Origin of the sequence: Massilia sp. S19_KUP03_FR1, assembly GCF_036688685.1 — a bacterium.
Taxonomy (GTDB): domain Bacteria; phylum Pseudomonadota; class Gammaproteobacteria; order Burkholderiales; family Burkholderiaceae_D; genus JALYUM01.
In genome coordinates, this window is the sequence record NZ_JAQQPS010000017.1 from 92,097 (window position 1) to 104,682 (window position 12,586).

The 12,586-nt window shown below is 60.3% G+C and carries 9 protein-coding genes; 7 read left to right on the top strand and 2 right to left on the bottom strand.

Features of this window, described 5'->3' with window-relative positions:
- Positions 1-8: 8 nt before the first annotated feature.
- The 5 genes from infB to V6M87_RS18905 all read left to right on the top strand — a co-directional run bounded on the left by infB (position 9) and on the right by V6M87_RS18905 (position 7,082).
- Positions 9-2,855, top strand: coding sequence for a translation initiation factor IF-2 (gene infB / locus V6M87_RS18885; protein WP_332878201.1), 2,847 nt, complete (start codon positions 9-11; stop codon positions 2,853-2,855).
- A 261-nt stretch (positions 2,856-3,116) separates the two neighbouring features.
- Positions 3,117-3,563 (top strand): 30S ribosome-binding factor RbfA, encoded by a 447-nt coding sequence (rbfA, locus tag V6M87_RS18890; RefSeq protein ID WP_332878202.1) that lies wholly within the window; start codon positions 3,117-3,119, stop codon positions 3,561-3,563.
- Positions 3,564-3,595: 32 nt separating this feature from the next.
- Positions 3,596-4,492: a tRNA pseudouridine(55) synthase TruB gene (gene truB, locus V6M87_RS18895; RefSeq protein WP_332878254.1), complete on the top strand. Its 897-nt coding sequence runs from the start codon at positions 3,596-3,598 to the stop codon at positions 4,490-4,492.
- Between the two features lie 225 nt (positions 4,493-4,717).
- Positions 4,718-6,550 carry a translational GTPase TypA gene (gene typA, locus V6M87_RS18900; RefSeq protein WP_332878203.1) on the top strand — a complete coding sequence of 611 codons (1,833 nt, stop codon included), beginning with the start codon at positions 4,718-4,720 and terminating at the stop codon, positions 6,548-6,550.
- 205 nt (positions 6,551-6,755) lie between these two features.
- On the top strand, positions 6,756-7,082 hold the full coding sequence (locus V6M87_RS18905; RefSeq protein ID WP_332878204.1) for a hypothetical protein: 327 nt from the start codon (positions 6,756-6,758) through the stop codon (positions 7,080-7,082).
- A gap of 298 nt (positions 7,083-7,380) precedes the next feature.
- Here the strand turns inward: V6M87_RS18905 and V6M87_RS18910 are convergent, their stop codons facing one another.
- Together V6M87_RS18910 and V6M87_RS18915 are read right to left on the bottom strand one after the other, a co-directional pair.
- Positions 7,381-8,196 (bottom strand): hypothetical protein, encoded by an 816-nt coding sequence (locus V6M87_RS18910; protein WP_332878205.1) that lies wholly within the window; start codon positions 8,194-8,196, stop codon positions 7,381-7,383.
- 69 nt (positions 8,197-8,265) lie between these two features.
- A complete protein-coding gene (locus V6M87_RS18915; protein WP_332878206.1) occupies positions 8,266-9,384 on the bottom strand; it encodes a hypothetical protein in 1,119 nt (372 codons plus the stop codon).
- Positions 9,385-9,577: 193 nt separating this feature from the next.
- Here V6M87_RS18915 and V6M87_RS18920 point away from each other — a divergent pair, with 193 nt between their 5' ends.
- Together V6M87_RS18920 and dusA are read left to right on the top strand one after the other, a co-directional pair.
- The gene (locus tag V6M87_RS18920) at positions 9,578-11,368 is read left to right on the top strand and encodes an ABC transporter ATP-binding protein (protein WP_332878207.1); all 1,791 of its coding nucleotides are present in this window, start codon (positions 9,578-9,580) and stop codon (positions 11,366-11,368) included.
- Between the two features lie 34 nt (positions 11,369-11,402).
- On the top strand, positions 11,403-12,398 hold the full coding sequence (dusA, locus tag V6M87_RS18925) for a tRNA dihydrouridine(20/20a) synthase DusA (protein WP_332878208.1): 996 nt from the start codon (positions 11,403-11,405) through the stop codon (positions 12,396-12,398).
- The last annotated feature ends 188 nt before the right edge of the window (positions 12,399-12,586 follow it).

Sequence of the window (12,586 nt, forward strand, 5' to 3'; positions counted from 1 at the left end):
AGGACTGAATGGCGAGTAACAACGTAGCCCAATTTGCCACCGAACTGAAGATGCCTGCAGACTTGCTGCTGACGCAGCTGCGTTCTGCTGGCGTGGAAAAAAGTTCGACGTCAGATCCCTTGTCAAAGGATGATAAGGACAAGCTGCTCAACCACCTGCGCCGTACCCACGGTGCAGTGGAGAATTCCGAGAAGAAAAAGATCACGGTAACGCGCAAAGAAACCACTGAAATCAAGCAAGCTGATTCCAGCGGCAAGTCGCGCACCATCCAGGTTGAAGTCCGCAAGAAGCGTACCTTTGTACAGCGCGACGATGTCGCCGCTGCACCGGTTGCTGTCGAAGCGGTCGCCGAGCCGGTGATCGATACTGCAGAAATCGCCCGCCGCGAGGAAGAAGTGCGCAAGCACGCCGAACTCGTGGCGCGTCAGGAAGCCGACCTGCGTGAAAAGCAGGAACGCCTGGCCAAGCTGGAGTCCGAAAAGGAAGCCCAGGCCAAGCAGGCTGAAATCGACGCCAAGCGCGAAGCAGACGCCCAGGTGAAACGTGCCGCAGCTGCTGCCGCGACCGCCGCTGCTGGTGCTGCCGGCGCTGCCGGGGTCGCCACTGCTGCCAGCGACGACGCCAAGAAAGCCGACGCCGAAGCCGCCAAGCTTAAAGCCGACGGTGCTGCCAAGGAAGCTGCCGACCGCGCTGCCGCCACCGAGAAAGCCCGCAAAGCCGTGGCTGACGAAGTGGCCCAGATCAAGGCCATGATGAACGCGCCACGTCGCGTCATCAAAGCCCCTGAGCCGGTGCCGGTCGCTGTCGTGGTGAAACCGAAGCCGCCAGAAGGCACGCTGCACAAGCCAGCCGATAAAAAGCCGGGCGAAGCGAAGCCGGCCGATAAAAAGCCAGCTGGTGCTGACAAAAAATCGATCAAATCGGCGAACGTTTCGTCGACCTGGTCGGATGATAAAAAACGTGGTGGCGCACCGGGTGGCATCAAGCCGCGCGGCAACGCACCGACCGGCCGTGATGGCTGGCGCGGTGGTGCCAAAGGTGGCCGTCGGAATAGTCACGACGACCGCGAAACGAATTTCCAGGCCCCGACCGAAGCGGTCATCAAGGACGTCTACGTCCCTGAAACCATCACCGTGGCTGAACTGGCGCACAAAATGTCCGTCAAGGCATCCGAAGTCATCAAGCAATTGATGAAACTGGGCCAGATGTGCACCATCAACCAGGTGCTGGACCAGGAAACCGCGATGATTCTGGTCGAGGAAATGGGCCACAAAGCATTCGCAGCCGAGCAGGACGATCCGGAAGCGCTGCTGGCCGACCAGGGTGAGCACGCTCACTTCGAGTCGACCCCGCGCGCACCGGTGGTCACCGTCATGGGTCACGTCGACCATGGTAAAACCTCGCTGCTCGATTACATCCGTCGCGCCAAAGTGGCATCCGGCGAAGCGGGCGGGATTACGCAGCACATCGGCGCTTACCACGTCGAAACGCCGCGCGGCATCATTACCTTCCTCGACACGCCAGGTCACGAAGCCTTTACGGCCATGCGTGCCCGCGGTGCGAAGGCCACCGACATCGTCATCCTGGTGGTGGCGGCGGACGACGGCGTGATGCCGCAAACGAAGGAAGCTATTGCTCACGCAAAAGCTGCCGGCGTACCGCTGGTGGTTGCCATCAACAAGATCGACAAGCCGGGTGCCAACCTGGACCGTGTGACGCAGGAACTGGTAGCCGAAGGCGTGCTGCCGGAAGAATACGGTGGCGAATCGCCATTCGTGCCAGTGTCGGCCAAAACCGGCGTCGGTATCGACCAGTTGCTCGAGCAAGTCTTGCTGCAAGCTGAAGTGCTGGAACTGAAAGCCCCGGTCGACGCGCCAGCGCGTGGCCTGGTGGTTGAGGGCCGTCTGGATAAAGGTCGTGGTCCGGTTGCGACGATCCTGGTGCAGTCGGGTACCTTGCGCCGCGGCGATGTGATTTTGGCGGGTTCTTCCTTCGGTCGCGTTCGTGCGATGCTGGACGAAAACGGCAAGGCCATCACCGAAGCGGGTCCATCGATTCCGGTCGAAATCCAGGGCTTGACCGAAGTGCCGGTTGCCGGTGAAGAAGTCATGGTCATGGCCGACGAGCGTAAAGCACGTGAAATCGGTCTGTTCCGTCAAGGTAAATTCCGTGATGTGAAACTGGCCAAGCAGCAAGCAGCGAAGCTGGAAAACATGTTCGACCAGATGGCCGAGGGCGAGGTCAAAAACCTGCCGCTGATCGTCAAGACCGACGTGCAGGGTTCGCAAGAAGCGCTGGTGTCGTCGCTCCAGAAATTGTCGACTTCCGAAGTGCGGGTGCAGATCGTGCACGCAGCGGTGGGTGGCATTACCGAGTCCGACGTCAACCTGGCCGTGGCTTCGAAAGCAGTCATCATCGGCTTCAATGCCCGTGCCGATGCCCAGGGTCGCAAGCTGGCCGAGTCGAACGGCGTGGACATTCGTTACTACAACATCATTTACGATGCGATCGACGAAGTCCGTGCTGCACTGTCGGGCATGCTGTCGCCGGAACGCCGCGAAACCATTACCGGCCAGGTCGAGATTCGCCAGGTCATCCTGGTCTCGAAAGTCGGTGCGATTGCCGGTTGCCTGGTCACCGATGGTGTCGTCAAGCGTACCTCGTCGGTCCGCCTGCTGCGCAACAACCTGGTGGTCTGGACTGGCGAGATCGATTCGCTCAAGCGCTTCAAGGACGACGCCAAAGAAGTACGCGCCGGCCTCGAGTGCGGCCTGTCGCTGAAGAACTACAACGACATTCAGGTTGGCGACACCCTGGAAGTCTTCGAAGTGCAAGAAGTGGCTCGTACGCTGTAATTTCAGGCTTGGGAGTACGATGGGGTCAGTGTGATTTTTGCGGGCTTGCCCGTGAAGATGCACTGGCCCTATTTTTTTGAGCAGAAGTAATTGGTGAAATGTTGCGTGAAGTTGGCGGCGTTTTACCACCACCCTAAAAACCGTCATCCCGGCGAAGGCCGGGACCCATAACACTTGTCCGAAGTAGCTGACGGGCTATAGGTCCCCGCCTTCGCGGGGATGACGTGTTAGCGGTAGTGAATTAAATAAAATAAGCAAACCATGGCCAAACACAGTAAAAACATCCCCGCCCGCGGCCTTCGCGTGGCTGACCAGATCCAGCGTGACCTCGCCGAGATCGTCGCCTACGAACTGAAGGACCCGCGCGTCGGCATGATCACGATCACCGAAGTGCAGGTCACCCCCGACTACGCCCACGCGAAAATCTTCTTCACCATGCTCAATGACAATAAAGACGTCATCAAGAACACGGTCGAAGGCCTGGCCGCCGCCGCCGGCTACATGCGCAACCTGCTGGGCAAGCGCCTGCACATCCACACGCTGCCGATGCTGCACTTCGTGCACGACACGTCGACCTCGCGCGGCATGGAAATGTCGCTGTTGATTGACGCCGCCAACGCCACCCGCGCGGCCGACGATGAGATTGGCGACGCGCCAGCGGGCGACGCGGCAGCGGCCGCCGGTCCAAAAGAAGAGCCGGCAGCGTGACGCAGGGCAGGGATCCGAAGCACATCAAGCGCATGCGCGACCTGGTCGACGGCGTGCTCTTGCTGGACAAGCCGGTGGGCCTGTCGTCGAACGACGCCCTGATCCGCGCCAAGCGCGTGCTCAACGCAAAGAAGGCCGGTCATACCGGCACGCTCGATCCGTTTGCCACCGGTTTGCTGCCGCTATGCTTTGGCGAGGCGACCAAGTTTTCGCAGGATTTGCTGGAAGCCGATAAAACCTACGAAGCGACGGTTCACCTCGGCATCATGACGAATACCGGCGACACCGAAGGCGAGGCCATCGAAACACTGCCTGTCGACGTGACCGAGGCGCAGATCGAGGCGGCGCTGGCGCGTTTTCGCGGGCCGATCATGCAAATTCCTCCCATGTATTCTGCGCTCAAGCGCGACGGCAAGGCGTACTACGAGTACGCGCGCGAAGGCATCACGCTCGAACGCGAAGCGCGGCCCGTGACGATCCATGGTTTGGAATTCATGTCGTACGAGGCCCCGTTTTTAAAAATTCGCGTAACTTGCAGCAAGGGCACGTATGTGCGCGTGCTGGGGGAAGACATCGGCGCGGCACTCGGTTGCGGCGCGCACCTGAATGCGCTGCGGCGCACGCAGGTCGGTCCGCTCACCATCGATGGGATGATCACGATGGAGGCCTTGCAGGCGCATGCCGAGCCGCTGACCTTGCTCGCGCCGGTGGATGCCTTGTTGGCGTCGTTTCCGGCGCTTGAATTGTCGCCCGAACTGGCGGTGCGCTTTCTGCAAGGGCAGCGCCTGGCCTTGGGTAAGGAAGCTGTAGCAGTCCCTGCCGATCTGGGTCGGGTGCGCGTCTACTCGGAGGGTAAGTTGCTGGGTACGGCACAGTTGCAGGAATATGCCATCCTCGCGCCGGAACGACTGATCGCCAAAGCGGTATAGTGGTAACTAGTAGCGTGACAGGCGTTTGCCACACGCCTGTCACACATGCCGTGTACGATGCAGAGCAAGTAGTAACGTATATCGGCAAGCATTAAGCCATTGAATCTGCACGACTTTCCCGCGAGCATGTGAACCGCCCCATTAACCGTGCTATACTAGCCGGCTATCGAAATACGCAACACCGTACACTTTCGTACACCACGCCTTTTTCTCCGCTAAATACCTATGTCAGATACCAAACGCGCGATTCGCAATATCGCAATCATCGCCCACGTTGACCACGGCAAAACCACCCTCGTGGACATGCTGCTGCGCCAATCGGGTACTTTCCGTGAGAACCAGGCGGTGGAAACCCGCGTGATGGACTCGAACGACCTCGAAAAAGAGCGCGGCATTACGATTCTGTCGAAGAACTGCGCTGTTGAGTACGAAGGCACCCACATCAACATCGTTGACACCCCAGGCCACGCCGACTTCGGCGGCGAAGTCGAGCGCGTGCTGTCGATGGTTGACTCGGTTCTGCTGCTGATCGATGCGCAGGAAGGCCCGATGCCACAGACCCGTTTCGTCACGCGTAAAGCGCTGGCCCTGGGCCTGAAGCCAATCGTCGTCGTCAACAAGGTCGACCGTCCGGGCGCACGCGCTGACTGGGCCGTCAACCAGACGTTCGAACTGTTCGACAAGCTCGGCGCAACCGACGAGCAGCTGGACTTCCCGATCATCTACGCATCGGGCCTGAACGGCTATGCTGGCTTGACCGAAGATGTGCGCGAAGGCGACATGAAGCCACTGTTCGAAGCCATCCTGAAATACGTGCCAGTTCGTGACGACAATCCAGACGGCCCGCTGCAGATGCAAGTGACCTCGCTCGACTACTCGTCGTACGTCGGCAAAATCGGCATTGGCCGTATCAGCCGCGGCCGCATCAAGGCTGGCCAGGACGTGGTTGTCCTGAACGGTCCTGATTCGACCCCGATCCGTGGCCGCATCAACCAGGTTCTGAACTTTAAAGGCCTCGAGCGCGTTCTGGTCGACGAAGCAGTTGCCGGCGACATTGTGCTGATCAACGGTATCGAAGAAATCGGTATCGGTTCGACGATTTGCCAGCCAGACACCCCAGATGCGCTGCCGATGCTGACCGTCGACGAGCCAACCTTGACCATGAACTTCATGGTCAACAACTCGCCACTGGCTGGCCGCGAAGGCAAGTTCGTTACCAGCCGCCAGCTGCGCGAACGTCTCGACCGCGAACTGAAAGCCAACGTTGCTCTGCGCGTTGCCCCAACCGACGACGACACGATTTTCGAAGTGTCGGGACGCGGCGAGCTGCACCTGACGATTTTGCTGGAAAACATGCGTCGCGAAGGTTTTGAATTGGCTGTGTCGCGTCCACGCGTGGTCTACAAAATGGTCGACGGCGTGCGTCACGAGCCGTTCGAGAACCTGTCGGTCGACGTTGAAGAAGTCAACCAGGGCGGCGTCATGGAAGAGCTGGGCCGTCGTCGTGGCGACCTGCAAAACATGGAATCGGATGGCAAAGGCCGTGTGCGTCTGGAATACCGTATTCCTGCGCGTGGCCTGATCGGTTTCCAGGGCGAATTCATGACCCTGACCCGCGGCACCGGCTTGATGAGCCACGTGTTCGATGCCTACGGCGCAGTGGATAACACCCGCGGTGAAATGGCTGGCCGTCGTAACGGCGTGCTGGTGTCGCAGGATGACGGCGCAGCCGTTGCCTACGCTATCTGGAAACTGCAGGATCGCGGCCGCATGTTCGTGAGCCACAACGACCCAGTCTACGAAGGCATGATCATCGGCATTCACTCGCGTGACAACGACCTGGTCGTCAACCCGATCAAGGGCAAGCAGCTGACCAACGTGCGTTCGTCGGGTACCGATGAAGCCGTACGCCTGGTACCGCCAATCCTGATGTCGCTCGAGTACGCTGTCGAGTTCATCGAGGACGACGAGCTGGTCGAAATCACCCCGAAATCGATCCGCCTGCGCAAGCGCTACCTGAAAGAAAATGAGCGCAAACGCGCTGGCCGCGACGCGTAATACCAGCGTCGTAGCGTAAGAAGCCGCCGTACCCGCAAGGGCCGGCGGCTTTTTTTCGCCTGTGCAGCTAGCCGGATTGGCTTGATTGGTCAATGTCATAAATTTCCACGCGGTACCGTGCGCTGGTAAGCTGCGCGAAAGCCTAGACTGTTTGATAACTGGTTCAGTAACGACTGAACTTTTTCCAACATTTCAGGAGAAACAAATGAATCACATCCTCAAAGGTATTATCGGTGCGTCGATTGCGTTGACATTGGCTGGCGGCGCCCAAGCTGCGGGTCAGGACAATGCCACCACCACGGCGCAGGACAAAACGATGGACAATGCCACGTCCGCCGCCACGACGCCAAAAGCGAAAAAGACCAAGGCCAAAAAAACCAAATCGTCGACCAGCACCGGTGCGTCTGGTGCCGGCCAGACCGGAACGTCCGGCAATTCTGGTAACGGCAGCGCAGAAGGCGCCGGCACCATGAATGGCGTCGGCAAAACGAGTCAGGATGGCGGCATGCCGCAAACGACGAACGGCAAGTAATCCGGGGCGCCGCGGCGCCGTGCAGGAACCGATTACGGCCGGGGGGGGCGCCACGGCGTTTTTGTCGGCGCCATACCCCGGCCAATGCCAGCAGGCCGGGTACGAGCATCCCTGCCGCCACCGGTTCCGGCACCGCGCTGGCAAGGTCAAGCCGCACGTTGGTACACTGGAACTCACGGCAGGCGTAAGCGAGAATCTGACCGTTATCGTTGATGTCGATGGCGCCGCCGATTTGCCAGCCAGACGCAGGATCGATCAGGGTGTTCAAGTCCACCAGGCCACCGCCCTGCGAGATGAATCAGATCCTCTCGCCTTCCCATGGATCGCCACTACCGACGACTTGACCGTGCTCGTTCATGCCCCCCACGTCGAGGTTCAAGCCGCCAAAGCTGCCGAGATCGGTCATGACGCCATTTTCATAGAAAAAGGCATGCATGCCACCGCCCGTTCCTTCGCTGTAACCGGCAATCTGGCCGGCGCTGTTGATGGCGACCGCGCTGTTGAATTCGCGTTCGTCGAGCGTGCCAAGGTCATGCAAGACGCCGTCGCGGTACAGGAAGGGATGTTGGCGGGAATGAAAATCGAGGTCGATGGTGGAGGTGCCGACGATGGCGCCCGCATCGTTGATGCCCCGCGCGACGCTGAAGTCGCCGCTGCCCAGATGCCCCAGTTCAGTCAATGTGCCCTGGCTGTACAGAATCGCACCGCTGGTATTGTTGTACCCGACGATATCGCCGCCGGCGTTGATGCCATACCCGTACAGACCGGCGATTTCCTGCATAGCGCCGTTGCCGCGAACAAAAGCACGGTTTTCCCCCGCGGGCGAACCGGCGTTACCCAGTACGGTGCCGGCCTCGGTGATCGCGACAACGTTCACGTAATTATCCCCAAACGAGCCGAGATCGGTGACGACACCCCCCGCGTAAATCGCGGCATGCGCGTTGTTGTCGCCAAAATCGGCTGTGCCGGCAATCTGGCCCGCATTGTTAATGTCTGCAGGATAGAAATTCTTGGGCAGGAAGTGGACGGTATAAATTGCATCAGCCTGTGCCAGCGCTGGTAGCAGGAGGGCCGGCACCAGTGCCAGGGCCAGAACGTATCGTCGGAAAATCATGGTGACCTCGCGAAGGTGATAAAGGCAGGCTGGATGCTTGATCGAACAGCGTGCTGTGAAGCGGGACAGTCAGGCCGTCCGCCGCTGCATGGCATGTGCCGCCGCGCGCCTGCCGTGCTGCCGTTGCCTTGCTCGCGCCAGCGTCGGCAAGCCGGCCAACAACAGCAAGGCGCCGCCTGGTGCCGGCACGGCGCTGGCCAGGTCGAGGCGGACCAGCCCGCACGCCGCGTCGCGGCAGCCATACCCGACGATCTGGCCGAGATCGTTGTTGGCGTACGCGCTGTAGATGTGCCAGCCAAGGGCAGGGTCAAGCAAGGTATTCAGGTCGACCAGGGCGCCGTCCAGATTCATGAAGGGAACCAGACCGTCGTCCTCGTTGCTGGCGGTGCCGACCAGCGTGCCGTGTTCGTTGAGGTCATGGATGGTCAGTTCGGCGTCGCCCAGGCTGCCCAGATCCTGCAGGGCGCCGTGCTGGTACAGGAAGGCATGCATGACGCCGTCCGCACCCTCGCTGTACCCGGCAACCTGGCCGCGGTTATTGATGGCGACCGCACCGTTGTTGTCGCCGTCGGACAGCGCACCCAGGTCGGTCATGACACCCTGGCGGTACAGGTAGGGATGCCGCGTCGGGGCCGGCATCTCGGCGGCAATGCGCGACTCGCCGACGATCTGGCCGTGGTCGTTGATGCCGACCGCACAGCCATCAAGGCCGGTGTCCAGATTGGCGATCTCGGTGAGCTTGCCGTCGCTAAACAGAAACCCGGTCCAGCCCATGGCAGTTTGTTTCTTTCCGACGATATCGGCGCGCGCGTTGATGCCGTAGCCGACTGTACCGCCCCCCAGATCCGTCACCTGCCCGTTCCGGTACAGGAATGCATGTTCCTCGCCGTTGGCGGTGACGAGGGAACCAGTCAGGTCGCCGGCGTCGTTGATGGCCAGCGCGTAGCTGTCCCGGCCGCCCATGCTGCCCAGATCGGACAGCATGCCGCCGTCATACAGCACGGTGTGGATGGCAACTGCGCCGGTGCCGGCGAACCCGACGATTTGCCCGGCATTGTTCATGCCCGTTGGCGCGAAGTCGGCGCCAGGCAGGAAGCTGGCGATGTAAACTGGCGCGGCTTGGCTGAAACCGGGCGCCAGTAGCGCGGAAAACAGCATCATTACAGCAAAGAATTTGTGCATAAGCATGACAAACCTCGGCGAAGATTGATCAGATGCATGGCGGTGGAAAAACGCCGCAGTCATGCAACGATACGCGCCGCAGGTCGCGCGACAACTGCGCCATATCAGCGGTCGAGATCCGGTGCGCACTTGACAGGCGCGCGGATCCGGCTTTTCCTGCAGAACATCGGCCACCGCATGCCGTTGGTAAAATTTCAACATGCATATTCTCTGGACTTACCTCCGCCCCCACGCCCGCCTTGCCCTGCTGGCCCTGATCCTGGCGGCCGCCGGTCAAATTCTCGCCCTGGTCGACCCGATCATCTTCGGCACGATCATCGACAAGTACGCTATCCACCGCGGCAACCAGACCAGCGACGAGCTGGTCCATGGCGTGCTGAGGCTGCTGGCGCTCGCCGTGCTGGTGGCGATCGCGTCGCGGGCGGCGAAAGCGTTTCAGGAATACGTCACCCGCCTGGTGGTGCAGAAAATCGGCACGCAGATTTTCAATGATGGCCTACGCCACCTGATGCGCCTGAAGTTCCAGGAATTCGAAGACCTGCGCAGCGGCGAAACCTTGTCGCTGCTGCAAAAGGTGCGGCAAGACAGCGAGCGTTTCATCAACGCGTTCATCAATACCGTGTTCGCCAGCGTGGTCGGGATCGGCTTTTTGACCTGGTATGCGGTGACCAAACACTGGCTGCTGGTCCCGGTGTTTTTGATCGGCATCCTGTTACTGGGCGGGCTGACGGGACTCCTGAGCCGCGAAATCAAGGGTCAGCAACGCTCCATCACGCGCGAGACGAACCGCAACTCGGGCTTCATCACGGAGTCACTGCGCAATATTGAACTGATCAAAAGCCTGGGCCTGACCTTCACCGAAATCCGGCGCCTGAAAGCTCAGACCGACGCGATCTTCGCGCTCGAAATGGAAAAGGTGAAGCGCATCCGCCGGCTGTCGTTTCTGCAGGGCACCACACTTTCCATGCTGAAACTGGCGATCCTGTTCGCGTTACTGTGGCTAATTTTCCGCGATGTGCTGTCGACCGGCGAACTGATCGCGATGCAGTTCATCACGGTGGCCATCTTCGCCCCGCTGCAGGAGCTAGGCAATATCATCCTGGCCTGGCGCGAAGCCGAGGCCTCCCTGCTGAACTTCGAGGCCTTGATGCAGAAACCGATCGAGCGGCGGTCGGCCGATCCGGTCGAAGTCGGTCCCGTCACCCAGGTGCGCTTTGCCGACGTGCGTTTTCGCCATCGGGGCGCCGTCGACGATGCGCTGCAACAGATCTCGTTCCAGGCCCAGCTGGGCAATACCCTCGCGTTCGTCGGCCCGTCCGGTTCCGGCAAGTCGACGCTGGTGAAATTGCTGGTGGGGCTGTACACACCGGTTAGCGGGGAAGTGTTTTATAACGAGATATCCACCACCGATTTGCGCTACAACGAGGCGCGCCGCCAGATCGGTTTTGTGACGCAAGACACGCATTTGTTTGCCGGCACGCTGCGCGAGAATATCTGCTTCGTGAAACAGGACGCCACCGACGCGGACATCATCGCAGCCATGCAGCAGGCTTCCTGCGCCTACCTGCTCGATAAATCGCCGGAAGGGCTCGATACCGTGATCGGCGAGCAAGGCATGAAATTGTCGGGCGGCGAAAAGCAGCGGCTCTCGATCGCGCGCGCGCTGGTGCGCCAGCCGCGCCTGCTGATTTTCGACGAAGCCACGTCGGCGCTCGATTCGCTGACCGAAGAGCAGATCACCAACACCGTGCGCGAAATTTCCGCGCGCGACAGCCAGATCACGCTGTTGATTGCCCACCGCCTGTCGACCATCATGCATGCCGATACGATTTTTGTGCTGGAGAAGGGCAAGATCGTCGAAAGCGGCGGCCATGCTGGGTTGCTGGAGAAGAAAGGGCTGTACTACGCAATGTGGCGCCAGCAGATTGGCGAGCGACCCGTGCCGCGGTCGGAGGCGATGCCTGACACAGCCCGCGACGCTGCAATGTAATAGAATTGCGCCTTCCGCAGCACATCGACCCTCAATGAAATCAGCAACTTACAAAAGCCGCAAGCTCTCCGTCGCACCCATGATGGACTGGACCGACCGCCACTGCCGCGTCTTCCACCGCCAGATCACGCGCCACACCTGGTTGTATACAGAGATGGTGACGACCGGCGCGCTGATCCATGGCGACGTGGCGCGCCATCTGCGCTACGACGAGATCGAACATCCGGTCGCGCTGCAACTGGGCGGCAGCGACCCGGCCGACCTGGCCGTCAGCGCAAAGCTCGGCCAGGACTGGGGCTACGACGAAATCAACCTGAACTGCGGCTGCCCGTCCGAGCGGGTGCAGCGCGGCGCGTTCGGCGCTTGCCTGATGGCCGAGCCGCAACTGGTGGCCGATTGCGTGAAAGCCATGCGCGATGCGGTTTCCATCGACGTCACGGTGAAGCACCGCATCGGTATCGACAAGAACGAGGACTACGGTTTTGTGCGCGATTTCGTCGGCACCATCGCCGACGCCGGCTGCAACACCTTTATCGTGCACGCCCGCAACGCTATCCTGAAGGGCTTGTCGCCAAAGGAAAACCGCGAAATCCCGCCACTCAAGTATGAGGTCGCCTACCAGCTCAAGCGCGAGTTCCCGTCGCTCGAAATTATCATCAACGGCGGGATCAAGACCAGCGATGAGGTGGCCCTGCACCTGGAACATGTCGACGGCGTGATGCTGGGGCGCGAGGCATACCATAACCCGTACGTGATGGCCGACTACGATGCCCGTTTTTACGGCGACGACGCAGCCGTCAAGTCGCGCACCGAGGTGCTGGCCGCCATGCTGCCCTATATTGCGTCACAGTTGGCCGAACATGGCGAGCGCGGACTCAAGCTCAACAGCATCACCCGCCACATGCTCGGCATCATGACCGGTTTGCCCGGTGCGCGCGCGTTTCGCCAGCTGATGTCCGATCCGACCCGCCTGGCCGAGGCCGATCCAGCCTTGCTGCTGGAGGCTGCAGCACGTATTCAGTTTGCATAGTAATTTTTTCCTGCCGTGCCCCTGTTGTGGCAAAAAGCGTGTGAAAATTTCCACACAACAATCTAATTCCGCATAGAAAGCTTGCTGTTCGGCAAACTATCCTCTTATACTTTCCTCGTGGACGCAGTTCCCGGCGCTAGCTTTGACGGCTGTCGTTGCGCAAGCGGAATAAATTGCCACGTGGGAAC

What these genes read in the sequence shown, in the direction of transcription:
- V6M87_RS18915 (WP_332878206.1), bottom strand. Translation starts at nt 9,384, where the DNA reads ATGCTTATGCACAAATTCTTTGCTGTAATGATGCTGTTTTCCGCGCTA.
- V6M87_RS18910 (WP_332878205.1), bottom strand. Translation starts at nt 8,196, where the DNA reads ATGATTTTCCGACGATACGTTCTGGCCCTGGCACTGGTGCCGGCCCTC.
- rbfA (WP_332878202.1), top strand. Translation starts at nt 3,117, where the DNA reads ATGGCCAAACACAGTAAAAACATCCCCGCCCGCGGCCTTCGCGTGGCT.
- typA (WP_332878203.1), top strand. Translation starts at nt 4,718, where the DNA reads ATGTCAGATACCAAACGCGCGATTCGCAATATCGCAATCATCGCCCAC.
- infB (WP_332878201.1), top strand. Translation starts at nt 9, where the DNA reads ATGGCGAGTAACAACGTAGCCCAATTTGCCACCGAACTGAAGATGCCT.
- V6M87_RS18920 (WP_332878207.1), top strand. Translation starts at nt 9,578, where the DNA reads ATGCATATTCTCTGGACTTACCTCCGCCCCCACGCCCGCCTTGCCCTG.
- V6M87_RS18905 (WP_332878204.1), top strand. Translation starts at nt 6,756, where the DNA reads ATGAATCACATCCTCAAAGGTATTATCGGTGCGTCGATTGCGTTGACA.
- truB (WP_332878254.1), top strand. Translation starts at nt 3,596, where the DNA reads ATGCGCGACCTGGTCGACGGCGTGCTCTTGCTGGACAAGCCGGTGGGC.
- dusA (WP_332878208.1), top strand. Translation starts at nt 11,403, where the DNA reads ATGAAATCAGCAACTTACAAAAGCCGCAAGCTCTCCGTCGCACCCATG.